Genomic DNA, 15,996 nt, shown 5'->3' with positions numbered 1-15,996 from the left:
CCGATGACAACCCAGTATGGATTTTTTATTGATTCCAGCCGCTGCACCGGGTGTAAAACCTGCGAGCTGGCCTGCAAGGATTATAAAGACCTGACCCCGGACGTCAGCTTCCGTCGTATTTATGAATACGCGGGCGGCGACTGGCAGGAGGATAACGGCGTCTGGCATCAGAACGTCTTCGCCTATTACCTGTCGATTGCCTGCAACCACTGCGAAGATCCGGCCTGCACTAAGGTCTGCCCGAGCGGGGCAATGCACAAGCGAGACGACGGTTTTGTGGTGGTGGACGAGGATGTCTGCATCGGCTGTCGCTACTGCCACATGGCCTGCCCGTACGGCGCGCCGCAGTATAACGCGGCTAAAGGCCACATGACCAAGTGCGACGGCTGCCACAGCCGCGTGGCGGACGGCAAAAAGCCCATCTGCGTCGAGTCCTGCCCGCTGCGCGCGCTGGACTTTGGCCCGATTGAAGAGCTGCGCAAAAAACACGGCCAGCTTGCTGCGGTCGCGCCGCTGCCGTCTGCGCACTTCACGAAGCCGAGTATTGTGATTAAACCTAACGCCAACAGCCGTCCGACGGGTGACACCAGCGGCTACCTGGCAAACCCGAAGGAGGTGTGAGATGGGAAGTGGATGGCATGAATGGCCGCTTATGATCTTCACGGTCTTTGGGCAGTGTGTTGCAGGCGGGTTTATCGTCCTTGCGCTGGCGCTGTTAAAAGGGAACCTCGATGCTGAACAGCAGCAGCGTTTAGTGTTGAGCATGTTTGGCCTGTGGGTGTTGATGGGGATTGGGTTTATCGCCTCTACGCTGCACCTGGGCTCACCGATGCGCGCGTTTAACTCCCTGAACCGTGTAGGTGCCTCTTCGCTGAGTAACGAGATTGCCAGCGGCGCAATCTTCTTTGCAGTTGGCGGGCTGGGGTGGTTACTGGCAGCGCTGAAAAAGCTGCCGTCAGGGTTACGTGCGTTGTGGCTCATCGTCACCATGGTACTGGGCGTTGTCTTCGTCTGGATGATGGTCCGGGTGTACAACACCATCGATACCGTTCCGACCTGGTACAGCGTCTGGACGCCGATGAGCTTCTTCCTGACCATGTTTATTGGCGGGCCGCTGCTGGGCTATCTGCTTCTGCGTGTAGCTGGCATTAATGGTTGGGCGATGCGCCTGCTGCCCGCGGTCTCGCTGCTGGCACTGGTCATCAGTACCGTTGTAGCGCTTATGCAGGGAGCGGAGCTGGCGACGATTCACAGCTCTATCCAACAGGCTTCGGCGCTGGTACCGGATTACGGTTCTCTGATGGCCTGGCGTGTGGTGCTGCTGACGGCGGCGCTGGTGTGCTGGATTGCCCCTCAGCTTAAAGGTTACGCGCCTGCGCTACCGTTGCTGTCACTGGCCTTTGTGCTGGTGCTGGCAGGGGAGTTAATTGGTCGCGGCGTATTTTACGGTCTGCATATGACGGTCGGTATGGCTGTCGCCAGCTAATTTTAGATTTTGTTATAAAAAGCCGGGACATAGTGCCCGGCTTTTCTTTTTTCATTCATGAAATTTTTCGACTGATGTTTCGCTGTTAAAATTCCCGGAAATAAATAAAAACAAATAGATAATTAATATTGGTAGCAGGCTTTGCATTAGCAGGATGAGTTTTTTAAATCGACAAGGCGCATATCGTGCGTGACGCCTGAATCGGTGGATTGACTTTGTTTTTGCCAGTGGCATGATGCGCACGAAATCTGAACTTCCTCACGGTTTTTAATCCATGACCACCTATACCCGCCCGGTGCTTTTGTTGCTCTGTGGCCTGCTTTTGCTGACCCTGGCGATCGCGGTGTTGAACACACTCGTCCCGCTATGGCTCGCCCATGAAAACTTACCAACCTGGCAGGTGGGTATGGTTAGCTCGTCCTTTTTTACGGGCAATCTGCTGGGAACCTTATTAACGGGCAGCCTTATTAAGCGCTTTGGTTTTAACCGCAGTTATTATCTGGCGTCACTGATCTTTGCCGTCGGATGCGCCGGTTTAGGACTGATGGTCGGCTTCTGGAGCTGGATGGTCTGGCGCTTTATTGCGGGCGTTGGCTGCGCCATGATCTGGGTGGTGGTTGAAAGTGCGCTGATGTGCAGCGGCACGTCCCGTAATCGCGGGCGTCTGCTGGCGGCTTATATGATGGTTTACTACGTCGGTACCGTTCTGGGACAACTGATGGTCAGCAAATTCCCAACCGACCTGATGAGCGTTCTGCCATGGGTAACAGGGATGGTGCTGGCCGCAATTCTGCCGCTGCTCTTTACCCGTATCGTGAACCAGAGCAGTGAGCATCAGGAGGCCACGCACGTTTGGCCGATGCTGAGACTGCGTCAGGCGCGCCTGGGGATTAACGGCTGTATTATTTCCGGGATTGTGCTGGGGTCGCTCTATGGCCTGATGCCGCTCTATCTCAACCATCAGGGCGTCAGCGATTCCGGGATCGGTTTCTGGATGGCGGTGATGGTCAGCGCGGGGATTGTCGGCCAGTGGCCGATTGGCCGCCTGGCGGACCGCTTTGGTCGTCTGCTGGTGCTGCGCGTCCAGGTTTTCGTGGTCATCATGGGCTGTCTCGCCATGCTCAGCAACGCCGCGATGGCGCCTGCGCTGTTCATTCTGGGGGCTGCGGGTTTTACGCTCTATCCGGTCGCTATGGCCTGGGCCTGTGAGAAAGTTGAGCATCACCAGCTGGTGGCGATGAACCAGGCATTGTTGCTGAGTTACACCATCGGCAGTTTACTGGGGCCGACTTTTACCGCTATGCTCATGCAAAATTACTCTGATAATCTGCTGTTTATCATGATCGCCAGCGTATCGTTTATTTATCTGTTAATGCTGCTGCGCAAAGCGGGCGAGCACCCAACGCCAGTGGCACATGCCTGATTAAATAAAAGCCTGTCGATGACAGGCTTTTTTGTCCCTGTCACATATAAGACTTTTACTTATTGTGAGTTTTTACTGCCTGGCGATAATTCAAATGAGTTCTACCACTAAAAGGCAGCAATCATGTCTACTCGTCGTTTTTCCACTACCGCACTTGCCGTAGTGTTGGCTTTAACGTTTGCAACGGCTCCGGCCATGGCTAATCCTGGAAACGGGAATGGCGGTGGTCACGGAAACGGTGGCGGACAAGGTAATAGCGGCAATCATGGTAACGGGAACGCTGGTAACCATGGTAATAAGCACAATAACGGCCAGGATAATCCAGGAAAATCGGATAAGAGCTTTAAAAACAGCAACGATGTGGGTCATGATGTTGACGTCCGCGTGAGCTTCGATCATGCCCGCCATCTGGCACTGAATTACGGCTTAACGGGCTACGACTCTCTGCCTCCGGGTATTGCGAAAAACCTGGCGCGCGGTAAGCCACTGCCTCCGGGCATTGCGAAGAAAACCGTGCCAGCCGATATGCTGGGTCAGCTTCCTTCTTATCCGGGCTATGAATGGCGCGTGGTGGGTGACGACCTGGTCTTAATTGCGCTGAGTACCGCGATTGTGACTTCCGTGATTAACGGCGTCTTTAAATAGAATATAAAAAGGCCCGGTTTTCACCGGGCCTTTCGTTAATACATGACCTTGTGGCCATACTGCTCAAGAATACCTTTGACGCGCTCCATCGTCTCTTTTTTCGGCGGCTTAACGCCATCGAGCTTGTACTCTTCACCCATTGCCACCCATTTGTGTTTACCCAGCTCGTGATAGGGCAGGAGTTCAATTTTCTCCACGTTACCCATATCCCGGGTAAATTCGCCCAGACGATGTGCAGAATCATCATCATCTGACCAGCCCGGTACTACCACGTAGCGGATCCAGGTCTTGACGCCTTTGTTGGCAATGTATTTGGCAAATTCCAGCGTACGGTGGTTTGAGACGCCAACCAGATTCTGGTGGATCTCATCGTTCATCTGCTTGAGATCGAGCATCACCAGATCGGTCACTTCAAGCAGTTCATCAATAACCGGATCGTAACGGCGCACAAAGCCGTTGGTGTCGAGGCAGGTATGAATACCTTCTTTATGGCAGGCGCGGAACCAGTCGCGCACAAATTCAGCCTGAAGAATGGCTTCACCGCCGGATGCCGTCACGCCACCACCGGACGCGTTCATGAAGTGGCGATAGGTCACCACCTCTTTCATCAGATCCTCAACGGTGACTTCTTTACCGCCATGGGTGTCCCAGGTGTCACGGTTATGGCAGTACAGGCAGCGCATCAGGCAGCCCTGGAAAAAAGTGATAAAGCGGATCCCCGGGCCATCGACGGTGCCACAGGATTCAAAGGAGTGAATGCGACCAATAATTGACATTGCGGTGATATCTCCGAATTTGGCCCATCCGGGGGCCTATGTAGATGCACAGCTCAAAGGCTATGTCGAGTCTGTTTTGGCTGTTATCCATTAAGTATAGATAGCGGACAAAAGAGACTGATGAAGCGAGGGTGTTAAAAAGGCCCCACTTGCGTGGAGCCTTTATTGTACGCTTTTTAACGCGTGATTTCAGTCAATTCCACTTACATGGACTGAGTGAAAGTACGGGTGATAACGTCCTGCTGCTGTTCTTTCGTCAGGGAGTTAAAACGTACTGCGTAGCCAGATACGCGGATGGTCAGCTGAGGATATTTCTCAGGATGTTCCATCGCGTCGAGCAGCATTTCACGGTTCATCACGTTCACGTTCAGGTGCTGACCACCTTCAATGGACGCTTCGTGGTGGAAGTAACCATCCATCAGACCCGCGAGGTTAGTTTTACGTACTTCGTCGTCTTTACCCAGCGCGTTTGGCACGATAGAGAAGGTGTAAGAGATACCATCTTTCGCGTATGCAAACGGCAGTTTAGCAACGGAGGTCAGAGAGGCAACCGCACCTTTCTGGTCACGACCGTGCATTGGGTTAGCACCTGGGCCGAATGGCGCGCCAGCACGACGACCGTCTGGGGTGTTACCGGTTTTCTTACCATACACAACGTTAGAGGTGATGGTCAGAACAGACTGAGTCGGGATAGCGTTACGATAGGTAGTGAGTTTCTGAATTTTCTTCATGAAACGTTCTACCAGGTCAACCGCCATGTCATCAACGCGAGCGTCGTTGTTACCAAACTGCGGATATTCGCCTTCGATTTCGAAGTCGATAGCCAGACCATCTTCGTCACGAATTGGTTTAACTTTCGCATATTTGATTGCAGACAGGGAGTCAGCCGCAACGGACAGACCTGCGATACCACACGCCATGGTGCGAACGACGTCACGGTCGTGCAGCGCCATCAGAGAGGCTTCGTAGCTATACTTGTCGTGCATGTAGTGGATGACGTTCAGCGCAGTGACATACTGCTTAGCCAGCCAGTCCATGAAGTGATCCATGCGCTCCATCACTTCGTCGAAGTTCAGAAGGTCGCCTTTGATCGGTTCAGACTTAGGACCAACCTGCATTTTCAGTTTTTCGTCAACGCCGCCGTTGATTGCGTACAGCATGGTTTTCGCCAGGTTTGCACGCGCACCGAAGAACTGCATTTGCTTACCAACAACCATTGGGCTTACGCAGCACGCGATAGCGTAGTCGTCGTTGTTGAAGTCCGGACGCATCAGGTCATCGTTCTCGTATTGCAGAGAAGAGGTGTCGATGGACACTTTAGCGGCGAATTTCTTGAAGTTCAGTGGCAGTTTTTCAGACCACAGAACGGTGATGTTCGGCTCCGGAGAAGGACCCATGGTGTACAGGGTGTTCAGGAAGCGGAAGCTGTTTTTGGTTACCAGCGTACGGCCATCTACGCCCATACCGCCGATAGATTCGGTTGCCCAGATTGGGTCACCAGAGAACAGCTCATCATATTCTGGAGTACGCAGGAAACGAACCATACGCAGTTTCATGACCAGGTGGTCAATCATTTCCTGAGCGTCTTGCTCGGTGATTTTGCCTGCTTTGATATCGCGTTCGATATACGCATCCAGGAAGGTGGATACGCGGCCGAAGGACATTGCTGCACCGTTCTGAGACTTAACCGCGGCCAGGTAGCCGAAGTAGGTCCACTGAATAGCTTCCTGAGCGTTGGTTGCAGGACCAGAGATATCACAGCCGTATTTAGCCGCCATCTCTTTGATCTGACCCAGCGCACGGTGCTGTTCAGCAATCTCTTCACGCAGACGGATAGTCGCTTCCAGGTTTACGCCGTTTTCCAGGTCAGACTGGAGAGAGACGAACTGCGCGTATTTGTCTTTCATCAGGAAGTCGATACCGTACAGCGCAACGCGACGGTAGTCACCGATGATACGGCCACGGCCATAGGCATCTGGCAGACCGGTCAGAACGCCAGATTTACGGCAGTTCAGAATGTCTTTGGTGTAAACATCGAATACACCCTGGTTATGGGTTTTACGGTATTCGGTGAAGATTTTTTTCAGCATTGGGTCCAGCTCGCGGTTATACGCTTTGCAGGAACCTTCAACCATTTTAATGCCACCGAACGGGATGATTGCGCGTTTCAGTGGTGCTTCAGTCTGGAGACCAACGATTTTCTCAAGGGCTTTGTTGATGTAGCCAGCATCGTGAGAAGTGATGGTAGAAGCAACGGAGGTGTCAAAATCAACTGGCGCGTGAGTGCGGTTTTCCAGTTTAACGCCTTCCATTACGCTGTCCCACAGCTTGGTGGTTGCATCAGTCGCACCAGCCAGGAAGGATTCGTCACCTTCATACGGGGTATAGTTTTTCTGAATGAAGTCACGGACGTTGACTTCATTCTGCCAGTCACCTTTCGTAAAACCTTCCCAGGCTGTGGCTAACTTTTCATTAAGCTCGGACATGTAACACCTACCTTCTTAAGTGGATTTTTTATTTACTGCCTGAGACAACCATTAATGATGATCGCCGCCACGCAGGTAAATGACCCAGTATGTCAACCCAACTAACAGACCCCCACCGATAATGTTCCCGATAGTGACGGGGATCAGGTTATCAGTAATGAAATTCATAATAGTCAGGTGTGAAAAACTTTCCGGGGTTGAACCAACAGCAGTCCAGAACTCCGGGCTTGCAAAGTTGCGGATAACAATCCCCATCGGGATCATGAACATATTCGCAATACTGTGCTCAAAGCCGCTGGCAACAAACATCGCAACCGGCAGAACCATAATCATGGCTTTATCCATCAGGCTACGACCAGAGTAGCTCATCCAGACCGCCAGGCAGACCATCAGGTTTGCAAGGATGCCGAGAGCAACGGCTTCGATAAATGTATGGTGCATTTTGTGGTCGGCGGTTTGCAGGACGTTAAGCCCCCAGCCGCCGTTGGCGGTCATGTACTCGCCAGAAAGCCACATCAACAGAACAAAGAGCAGACAGCCAATCAGGTTGCCAACGTAGACGTTGAGCCAGTTGCGCCCCAGTTGACCCCAGGTAATTCTTCCGCTGGCTTTTGCCACAACAATCAGCACCGTTGAGGTGAAGAGGTCGGCGCCGCAGATGACGCAGAGGATCAGGCCCAGTGAGAAGCAAATACCACCAATCAGTTTCGCTATGCCGAAAGGCATCCCGGCAGTGCCGGTGGTGGCTGTGATATAGAAGACGAAAGCGATGGAGATGAACACCCCAGCCGTAATGGCCAGAAAGAACGTCGTCATCGGATGTTTCGTTGCTTTGTAGACACCCGCTTCTTCGGCAACTTTCGCCATCGCAGCGGGGAGTAATAGATCAAAAGGGTTGTCAGCTTTCACACTAACTCTCTCTTTATTAAGTCGGCGACGAAATACTAACAAAGCATTATAGAAGAGAAATTGATATAGATCATATCTCGCCTGGCTTATAGGCCCGCAGTGTGTATGGTTTTACAGCAAAAGCGGAGTAAGTATTTGATTATCCGTATAAAAATAAATTTTAAAAGTTATGAAAAGAGTTGAATTTTTTCCTTCAGCCTCCCGTGGAACAGTTAATTAAAATGGAGTATTTATTAGAATTAGTAACAGTAAAGCCCAGGTAAGCGTTTTTATATTTACCCGTGGTTAACTTAATTATTACAATTAAACGTCATTGCGGAAAAATAAAAAAAAGGGGCAATGAAATTGCCCCGTAATATAGCTCAGGCGATTGAATACGCCTACAGCCATTAATGTTATATGCGCTTATTTTGACCAGTAAGCGGCTTTAGCCTTCTGCAATTTTTCATACGCATTCAGCAGCGACTGATGCGCCGGGAAGGCTTTCAGATCGCTGTCAACCGCTTGCAGGCCATAGAACGGTTCTTCACCGCTCAGCGCAGCGCTGGCAGCTTCAACGGCATCTGCACCGTACATGCGGACGAAGGCGTTCAGATACTGCAATGGCTCGCGGTCGTCTTCCTGAGAAAGCAGGAGCAGCGTTTGCAGGCAACGGTAATAGTTAGTGCGCTCGGCGGAGAAGACGGACTGGTTAAACTCCATCGTCCACTCGGTCCAGGCCAAAGCCTGATCCAGATCGCCGCCCGCCAGCGCCAGCATCGCTTTTAGCTCGCCGATGCGCAGCGTGTACCAGCCGTTATCTTTTCCGGTTGCCAGACCCAGCAGTTCGCGTACGCGGGTGAAATCATCGTGTCCTTCTTCGTCCAGTTGGGCGATCAGGTTCAGATAATCTTCTTTATCCCACTCGCTGCCCGGCAGGGCCAGCAGGGTTTCACGCAGATGCGCGCCCATGCTGTTGTTCGCCAGCCACAGATCTTCTGCCGGATAGATGTCCGACATACCCGGCACAATAATACGGCACGCATAAACGCCGAGGTGTTCATAGTCGGCAATATAGACTTCCTGATCTTCCGCGTTGAAGATCGCCATCAGGGTGGCGAACTCTTCTTCCGTCGTACCGGCAAAGCTCCAGTCCACGAACGGATAGTCCGCGTCCTGTTTGAACATATCCCAGGAGATCAAACCGCTGGAGTCGATGAAGTGCGTTTCGAGGTTGGTGTGCTCGGCGACTTCTTCATCATCAAAGGTTGGCGGGGTGAAGACGTCGAGATCTTTCAGGCTACGACCTTGCAGCAGTTCGGTCACGGTACGCTCCAGCGCCACGCCGAAGTCCGGGTGCGCGCCGAAAGAGGCGAAGCAGGTGCCATTTGCCGGGTTAAACAGTACCACGCAGATAACCGGATATTTGCCGCCCAGAGAGCCGTCATAAGCAAAGATTGGGAAACCTTCCGCTTCCAGTTTGGCGATGGATTCCACCACGCCCGGGTAGCGCGCCAGCACGTCAGCCGGGATCTCCGGCAGGCTGATGGATTCAGCAATAATACGGTTTTTGATGTGACGCTCGAAAACTTCAGACAACCCCTGTACACGCGCTTCGTTACGGGTGTTACCGGCAGACATACCGTTAGACACATACAGATTGCCAACGATGTTCATTGGAATGTAAACGGTCTGCTCGTCAGACTGACGGGTGAACGGCAGGGCGCAGATACCACGATCCTCATTGCCGGATTGCAGGTCGATCAGCATGCTGGCGGTCAGTTCGTTTTCCGGATCGTAGAACGCGCGCAGGCGGGCATCGAGAATGCCTTCCGGCAGTTCGTCGTCTTCGGGTAGCGGGAACCATTTTTCGTTCGGGTAGTGAACGAACGGGCCGTTGGCAATCGTTTCACCCAGCCAGAAGTCGGCGAAGAAATAGTTGGTGGACAGACGCTCAAAATACTCACCCAGCGCAGAGGCCAGTGCCGCTTTTTTGGTCGCGCCTTTGCCGTTGGTGAAGCACAGCGCACAGTCTTTGTCGCGAATATGCACGGACCAGACGTGAGGCACCGGATTCAGCCAGGAGGCTTCTTCGATATTAAAGCCCAGGTCGGTCAGTTTCTGCTGGAAGCGAGCGATGGAATCTTCCAGAGCGGCGTCTTTGCCGGGGATAAACGTTTGAGTCATGGCGTTCACTTTTATCGTACGTAAAGCGCGCAATGATACGGGTTTTGCGTGACGGGTGCTATCTCCGGCGAAAATAAATGGCTGGGCTATGCTTATAAGCAGTAACCTACTGTTAAGGCATAAAAAAATGAAAGCATTTGATCTCCAGCGGATGGCGTTTGATAAAGTCCCACCTGAGTTTTTAGGCGAAGTGGCGTTGCGTAGCCTGTACACCTTTGTACTCGTCTTCCTGTTCCTGAAAATCACCGGACGTCGCGGCGTGCGGCAGATGTCACTGTTTGAAGTGCTGATTATCCTGACGCTGGGTTCGGCGGCAGGGGACGTTGCCTTTTATGACGATGTGCCGATGGTGCCGGTTTTTATCGTCTTCGTGACGCTTGCGCTGCTGTACCGGCTGGTCATGTGGCTGATGTCGAAAAGTGAAAAACTGGAAGATCTGTTCGAAGGAAAACCGGTGGTGATTGTCGAAGATGGTCAACTGGCCTGGGAGAATGTGCAAAGCGCCAATATGACGGAGTTTGAGTTCTTTATGGAGCTACGTATAAGCAGCGTTGAACAGCTGGGGCAGGTGCGTCTGGCGATTATGGAAACGAACGGTCAAATCAGCGTTTATTACTATCCTGACGATGAGGTCAAGCCCGGCCTGTGCATACTGCCGGATATGCTTATCGAGCGATACAAAACCGTCCCTGATGCGGGCCAGTATGCCTGCATAAAATGCAGCCATGTGGTGGTCATGCAGGCGGGCGATCATCAATTATGCCCTCGCTGTACAAATCCAGAATGGACGAAGGTTAGCCGGGCTAAACGCATTACCTGACAGCGATTTTGTCGGTTTTGCGACAACGATACGGCAGATTGTTTTGTGTGACGAGGGGCACATTTCTTCGGCCATAAGTTTTAGACATTGCGGCGCGTGTCACTGAATGATAAAACCGATATCCACAGTTATAACTTATGGCTTTTAGCGTGGTGAGGGGAAATGGCTCAAGTCTTTAATTTCAGTTCAGGTCCGGCAATGTTACCGGCAGACGTGCTCAAACAGGCTCAACAGGAGCTGTGTGACTGGAACGGTCTGGGTACGTCGGTGATGGAAGTCAGCCACCGGGGTAAAGCGTTTATTCAGGTGGCGGAAGAGGCAGAAAAGGATTTTCGCGATCTGCTGAACATTCCCTCGAACTACAAAGTATTGTTCTGTCACGGCGGTGGACGCGGTCAGTTTGCGGGTATTCCGCTCAATCTGCTGGGCGACAAATCCACCGCTGATTACGTTGATGCCGGCTACTGGGCGGCCAGTGCGGTAAAAGAAGCGCACAAATATTGCACGCCGAACGTTATCGATGCCAAAGTGACCGTTGACGGTATGCGCGCCGTGAAGCCGATGAGTGAGTGGCAGCTTTCTGACAACGCCGCGTATCTTCATTACTGCCCGAACGAAACCATCGACGGTATCGCTATTCACGAAGAGCCAGACTTTGGCGAAAATGTCATTGTGACGGCGGACTTCTCCTCCACCATTCTGTCCACGCCGCTGGACGTCAGCCGCTACGGCGTCATCTACGCGGGTGCCCAGAAAAACATCGGTCCTGCGGGTCTGACTATCGTTATCGTGCGTGAAGACCTGCTGGGGAAAGCCCATAAGTCTTGCCCGTCAATTCTGGATTACACCGTCCTGAACGACAACGATTCCATGTTCAACACTCCACCAACGTTCGCCTGGTATCTCTCCGGCCTGGTCTTCAAATGGCTGAAGCAAAAAGGCGGCGTGGCGCAGATGGACAAGATCAATCAGCAAAAAGCTGAACTGCTGTACGGCGTGATCGACAAGAGCGATTTCTACCGTAACGATGTCGCCAAAACTAACCGTTCGCGCATGAACGTGCCGTTCCAGCTGGCGGACAACAACCTGGATAACGTGTTCCTGGAAGAGTCCTTCGCGGCGGGTCTGCATGCGCTGAAAGGTCACCGTGTGGTAGGCGGTATGCGTGCCTCTATCTATAACGCGATGCCGCTGGAAGGCGTTAAAGCCCTGACTGATTTCATGATCGACTTCGAACGTCGTCACGGTTAATTGGCTGTTTTTCACCCCCGCAGCGTTCCTGCGGGGTTTTTATTATGTTGAGTTGAGAGTTAAGTTTCATGGAATCCCTGACGTTACAACCTATCGCGCGGGTAGATGGCACCATTAATCTGCCTGGTTCAAAAAGTGTCTCGAACCGCGCTCTGCTGCTGGCAGCTCTGGCAAACGGCACCACCGTCCTTTCCAACCTGCTGGACAGCGATGACGTGCGCCATATGCTCAATGCACTGAAAGCGTTGGGCGTTCAGTATGCGCTGTCAGACGATCGTACCCGTTGTGAAGTCACCGGTAACGGCGGCGCATTACATTCCGCTGAAGCGCTGGAGCTTTTCTTGGGTAACGCCGGTACGGCGATGCGTCCTCTGGCCGCTGCGCTGTGTCTTGGGAGCAACGATATTGTGCTGACCGGCGAGCCGCGCATGAAAGAGCGTCCGATCGGCCACCTGGTCGATGCCCTGCGTCAGGGCGGCGCGCAGATTGATTATCTTGAGCAAGAAAATTACCCGCCACTGCGTCTGCGCGGTGGTTTCACTGGCGGTAATGTTGAGGTTGACGGTAGCGTCTCCAGCCAGTTCCTGACGGCATTGCTGATGACCGCACCGCTGGCTCCAAATGATACCGTGATTAGCATTAAAGGCGACCTGGTCTCTAAGCCGTACATTGATATCACGCTGCACCTGATGAAAACCTTCGGCGTTGAGGTGGAAAACCAGTCTTATCAGCGCTTCGTGGTGCGCGGGGCACAGCAGTACCAGTCTCCGGGCAACTACCTGGTTGAAGGGGATGCGTCATCCGCGTCCTACTTCCTGGCCGCGGGTGCGATTAAAGGCGGTACGGTAAAAGTGACGGGTATTGGTCGCAACAGCGTGCAGGGCGACATTCGTTTTGCCGACGTGCTGGAAAAAATGGGCGCGGTTGTGACCTGGGGCGATGACTTCATCTCCTGTACGCACGGTGAGCTGAACGCCATCGACATGGACATGAACCATATTCCTGACGCGGCAATGACCATCGCCACCGCTGCGCTGTTTGCGAAAGGCACCACCACGCTGCGTAACATCTATAACTGGCGCGTAAAAGAGACTGACCGCCTGTTCGCAATGGCAACCGAGCTGCGTAAAGTGGGGGCGGTGGTAGAAGAGGGCGAAGACTACATTCGCGTCACGCCGCCGGCAAAACTGCAATTTGCAGAAATTGGCACCTACAACGATCACCGCATGGCGATGTGTTTCTCGCTGGTGGCGCTGTCAGATACGCCAGTCACCATCCTTGACCCGAAGTGCACGGCGAAAACCTTCCCGGACTACTTCGAACAGCTGGCGCGCATTAGCACCCTGGCCTGACGATCGTATGCCGCATCTCCTGATGCGGCATTTCCTTACGCTTTCTGACAGTCATCCTCTTTCATTTCTTCTACACTCTGCTTCAATCATTCCGTAATTTGCACGCAAAGGTAACAGTTGCGCACGTTGGCGCGTATAATGCGCGGCGTTCATGTAAACGGTATGCCTTAATTAAGGAGAAAAAGATGACGGCAATTGCCCCGGTAATCACCATTGATGGGCCAAGTGGCGCAGGGAAAGGTACTCTGTGCAAAGCGATGGCGGAAGCATTGCAATGGCATCTTTTAGATTCGGGAGCAATCTATCGCGTGCTGGCGCTGGCTGCGCTGCATCATCATGTAGATGTTGCGTCTGAAGAAGCGCTGGTACCGCTGGCTGCACATCTGGATGTGCGCTTTGTCTCTACTGATGGCAACCTTGAAGTGATCCTGGAAGGGGAAGATGTCAGCGGTGAAATCCGTACGCAGGAAGTGGCCAATGCGGCCTCTCAGGTGGCGGCTTTCCCACGCGTTCGTGAAGCGCTGTTACGTCGCCAGCGCGGTTTCCGCGAAGCGCCGGGGCTGATCGCCGACGGCCGCGACATGGGAACCGTGGTATTCCCTGATGCGCCAGTGAAAATTTTCCTTGACGCCTCTTCGGAAGAACGTGCTCAACGCCGCATGCTTCAGTTGCAGGAAAAGGGGTTTAGTGTTAACTTTGATCGCCTTTTATCCGAGATAAAAGAGCGCGATGACCGCGATCGTAACCGCGCCGTCGCACCACTTGTTCCCGCGCAAGACGCATTAGTGCTGGATTCAACCAGTTTAACTATTGAGCAAGTGATTGAAAAAGCGCTACAATATGCGCGCCAAAAACTGGCACTCGCGTAATCGCGACCGATTTAGCAGTACCCCCGCTGCAATGGATTGACGGCGGGTATGTGAAACAACCCCATCCGGCACGGAGCCAGGTGGACGTTAATATTAACCTGAAGATTAAACATGACTGAATCTTTTGCTCAACTGTTTGAAGAATCCTTAAAAGAAATCGAAACCCGTCCGGGTTCCATCGTTCGCGGTGTTGTTGTTGCTATCGACAAAGACGTAGTACTGGTTGACGCCGGTCTGAAATCTGAGTCCGCCATCCCGGCTGAGCAGTTCAAAAACGCCCAGGGCGAGCTGGAAATCCAGGTAGGTGACGAAGTTGACGTTGCTCTGGACGCAGTAGAAGACGGCTTCGGCGAAACCCTGCTGTCTCGTGAGAAAGCTAAACGTCACGAAGCATGGATCACGCTGGAAAAAGCTTACGAAGAAGCTGAAACTGTGGTCGGTGTTATCAACGGCAAAGTTAAAGGTGGCTTCACTGTTGAGCTGAATGGTATTCGTGCGTTCCTGCCAGGTTCTCTGGTAGACGTTCGTCCAGTCCGTGACACCCTGCACCTCGAAGGCAAAGAGCTTGAGTTCAAAGTAATCAAGCTGGACCAGAAGCGTAACAACGTTGTTGTTTCCCGTCGTGCCGTTATCGAATCCGAAAACAGCGCAGAACGCGATCAGCTGCTGGAAAATCTGCAGGAAGGCATGGAAGTCAAAGGTATCGTTAAGAACCTCACTGACTACGGCGCATTCGTTGACCTGGGCGGCGTTGATGGCCTGCTGCACATCACCGACATGGCGTGGAAACGCGTTAAGCACCCAAGCGAAATCGTGAACGTGGGCGACGAAATCACTGTTAAAGTGCTGAAGTTCGACCGCGAGCGTACTCGTGTATCCCTCGGCCTGAAACAGCTGGGCGAAGATCCATGGGTAGCTATCGCTAAGCGTTACCCAGAAGGTACTAAACTGACTGGTCGCGTTACCAACCTGACCGACTACGGCTGCTTCGTTGAAATCGAAGAAGGCGTTGAAGGCCTGGTGCACGTTTCCGAAATGGACTGGACCAACAAAAACATCCACCCATCCAAAGTTGTTAACGTTGGTGATGTAGTGGAAGTGATGGTTCTGGATATCGACGAAGAACGTCGTCGTATCTCCCTGGGCCTGAAGCAGTGCAAAAACAACCCATGGCAGCAGTTCGCGGAAACCCACAACAAGGGCGACCGTGTTGAAGGTAAAATCAAGTCTATCACTGACTTCGGTATCTTCATCGGCCTGGACGGCGGCATCGATGGCCTGGTTCACCTGTCTGACATCTCCTGGAACGTTGCAGGCGAAGAAGCAGTTCGTGAATACAAAAAAGGCGACGAAATCGCAGCAGTTGTTCTGCAGGTTGACGCAGAGCGTGAACGTATCTCCCTGGGCGTTAAACAGCTCGCAGAAGATCCGTTCAACAACTGGGTTGCACTGAACAAGAAAGGCGCAATCGTAAACGGTAAAGTGACTGCTGTTGACGCTAAAGGCGCAACCGTAGAACTGGCTGACGGCGTTGAAGGTTACCTGCGCGCTTCCGAAGCTTCACGTGACCGCGTTGAAGATGCAACTCTGGTTCTGAGCGTTGGTGACGACGTTGAAGCTAAGTTCACCGGTGTTGACCGTAAGAACCGTGCAATCAGCCTGTCTGTTCGTGCTAAAGACGAAGCTGATGAGAAAGATGCAATCGCAACTGTGAACAAACAGGAAGATGCAAACTTCTCTAACAACGCAATGGCTGAAGCTTTCAAAGCAGCTAAAGGCGAGTAAGTTCAGGTTCGCACCATCATTTGAGCTG

Annotated in this window: 13 protein-coding genes; 9 read left to right on the top strand and 4 right to left on the bottom strand. The window is 52.6% G+C overall.

What is annotated here, in order from left to right; all coding sequences use genetic code 11:
- The first annotated feature begins 3 nt into the window (after positions 1–3).
- The 4 genes from L350_RS13790 (at position 4) to L350_RS13805 (ending at position 3,554) form a co-directional block, all read left to right on the top strand.
- Positions 4–621 carry a DMSO/selenate family reductase complex B subunit gene (locus tag L350_RS13790; RefSeq protein WP_032624536.1) on the top strand — a complete coding sequence of 206 codons (618 nt, stop codon included), beginning with the start codon at positions 4–6 and terminating at the stop codon, positions 619–621.
- Between the two features lies 1 nt (position 622).
- Positions 623–1,486, top strand: a complete 864-nt coding sequence (locus L350_RS13795; protein ID WP_032624535.1) for a dimethyl sulfoxide reductase anchor subunit family protein — start codon at positions 623–625, stop codon at positions 1,484–1,486.
- Between the two features lie 274 nt (positions 1,487–1,760).
- Positions 1,761–2,909, top strand: coding sequence for an MFS transporter (locus L350_RS13800; protein WP_022647622.1), 1,149 nt, complete (start codon positions 1,761–1,763; stop codon positions 2,907–2,909).
- A 123-nt stretch (positions 2,910–3,032) separates the two neighbouring features.
- A complete protein-coding gene (locus L350_RS13805) occupies positions 3,033–3,554 on the top strand; it encodes an anti-virulence regulator CigR family protein (protein ID WP_032624534.1) in 522 nt (173 codons plus the stop codon).
- A 35-nt stretch (positions 3,555–3,589) separates the two neighbouring features.
- Here the strand turns inward: L350_RS13805 and pflA are convergent, their stop codons facing one another.
- The 4 genes from pflA to ycaO form a co-directional block, all read right to left on the bottom strand.
- Positions 3,590–4,330: a pyruvate formate lyase 1-activating protein gene (pflA, locus tag L350_RS13810; RefSeq protein WP_003858250.1), complete on the bottom strand. Its 741-nt coding sequence runs from the start codon at positions 4,328–4,330 to the stop codon at positions 3,590–3,592.
- A gap of 203 nt (positions 4,331–4,533) precedes the next feature.
- Complete coding sequence (pflB, locus tag L350_RS13815; RefSeq protein WP_022647624.1) at positions 4,534–6,816, bottom strand: formate C-acetyltransferase; 2,283 nt, start codon at positions 6,814–6,816, stop codon at positions 4,534–4,536.
- Positions 6,817–6,867: 51 nt separating this feature from the next.
- Positions 6,868–7,725, bottom strand: a complete 858-nt coding sequence (gene focA, locus L350_RS13820; protein ID WP_017384832.1) for a formate transporter FocA — start codon at positions 7,723–7,725, stop codon at positions 6,868–6,870.
- Between the two features lie 405 nt (positions 7,726–8,130).
- Positions 8,131–9,891 (bottom strand): 30S ribosomal protein S12 methylthiotransferase accessory factor YcaO, encoded by a 1,761-nt coding sequence (gene ycaO / locus L350_RS13825; protein WP_022647625.1) that lies wholly within the window; start codon positions 9,889–9,891, stop codon positions 8,131–8,133.
- Positions 9,892–10,018: 127 nt separating this feature from the next.
- Between ycaO and L350_RS13830 the strand changes: the two genes are divergently transcribed.
- The 5 genes from L350_RS13830 (at position 10,019) to rpsA (ending at position 15,968) form a co-directional block, all read left to right on the top strand.
- A complete protein-coding gene (locus L350_RS13830) occupies positions 10,019–10,711 on the top strand; it encodes a DUF421 domain-containing protein (RefSeq protein ID WP_023299721.1) in 693 nt (230 codons plus the stop codon).
- Between the two features lie 162 nt (positions 10,712–10,873).
- Positions 10,874–11,962, top strand: a complete 1,089-nt coding sequence (serC, locus tag L350_RS13835) for a 3-phosphoserine/phosphohydroxythreonine transaminase (RefSeq protein ID WP_022647627.1) — start codon at positions 10,874–10,876, stop codon at positions 11,960–11,962.
- Between the two features lie 68 nt (positions 11,963–12,030).
- Positions 12,031–13,314 carry a 3-phosphoshikimate 1-carboxyvinyltransferase gene (aroA, locus tag L350_RS13840; protein ID WP_032624533.1) on the top strand — a complete coding sequence of 428 codons (1,284 nt, stop codon included), beginning with the start codon at positions 12,031–12,033 and terminating at the stop codon, positions 13,312–13,314.
- A 185-nt stretch (positions 13,315–13,499) separates the two neighbouring features.
- Entirely contained in the window at positions 13,500–14,183 is a 684-nt protein-coding gene (cmk, locus tag L350_RS13845; RefSeq protein WP_015570968.1) for a (d)CMP kinase, read from the top strand.
- Positions 14,184–14,294: 111 nt separating this feature from the next.
- Positions 14,295–15,968, top strand: a complete 1,674-nt coding sequence (rpsA, locus tag L350_RS13850) for a 30S ribosomal protein S1 (RefSeq protein ID WP_003858235.1) — start codon at positions 14,295–14,297, stop codon at positions 15,966–15,968.
- Positions 15,969–15,996 lie beyond the last annotated feature (28 nt).

Source organism: Enterobacter sp. MGH 4 (genome assembly GCF_000534735.1).
GTDB classification, from domain to species: domain Bacteria; phylum Pseudomonadota; class Gammaproteobacteria; order Enterobacterales; family Enterobacteriaceae; genus Enterobacter; species Enterobacter intestinihominis.
The sequence above is the reverse complement of the archived record's forward strand: the minus strand, read 5'-3'. Positions and strand labels throughout refer to the sequence as shown.

What these genes read in the sequence shown, in the direction of transcription:
- serC (WP_022647627.1), top strand. Translation starts at nt 10,874, where the DNA reads ATGGCTCAAGTCTTTAATTTCAGTTCAGGTCCGGCAATGTTACCGGCA.
- L350_RS13795 (WP_032624535.1), top strand. Translation starts at nt 623, where the DNA reads ATGGGAAGTGGATGGCATGAATGGCCGCTTATGATCTTCACGGTCTTT.
- rpsA (WP_003858235.1), top strand. Translation starts at nt 14,295, where the DNA reads ATGACTGAATCTTTTGCTCAACTGTTTGAAGAATCCTTAAAAGAAATC.
- cmk (WP_015570968.1), top strand. Translation starts at nt 13,500, where the DNA reads ATGACGGCAATTGCCCCGGTAATCACCATTGATGGGCCAAGTGGCGCA.
- L350_RS13790 (WP_032624536.1), top strand. Translation starts at nt 4, where the DNA reads ATGACAACCCAGTATGGATTTTTTATTGATTCCAGCCGCTGCACCGGG.
- pflA (WP_003858250.1), bottom strand. Translation starts at nt 4,330, where the DNA reads ATGTCAATTATTGGTCGCATTCACTCCTTTGAATCCTGTGGCACCGTC.
- L350_RS13805 (WP_032624534.1), top strand. Translation starts at nt 3,033, where the DNA reads ATGTCTACTCGTCGTTTTTCCACTACCGCACTTGCCGTAGTGTTGGCT.
- aroA (WP_032624533.1), top strand. Translation starts at nt 12,031, where the DNA reads ATGGAATCCCTGACGTTACAACCTATCGCGCGGGTAGATGGCACCATT.
- pflB (WP_022647624.1), bottom strand. Translation starts at nt 6,816, where the DNA reads ATGTCCGAGCTTAATGAAAAGTTAGCCACAGCCTGGGAAGGTTTTACG.
- L350_RS13800 (WP_022647622.1), top strand. Translation starts at nt 1,761, where the DNA reads ATGACCACCTATACCCGCCCGGTGCTTTTGTTGCTCTGTGGCCTGCTT.
- ycaO (WP_022647625.1), bottom strand. Translation starts at nt 9,891, where the DNA reads ATGACTCAAACGTTTATCCCCGGCAAAGACGCCGCTCTGGAAGATTCC.
- L350_RS13830 (WP_023299721.1), top strand. Translation starts at nt 10,019, where the DNA reads ATGAAAGCATTTGATCTCCAGCGGATGGCGTTTGATAAAGTCCCACCT.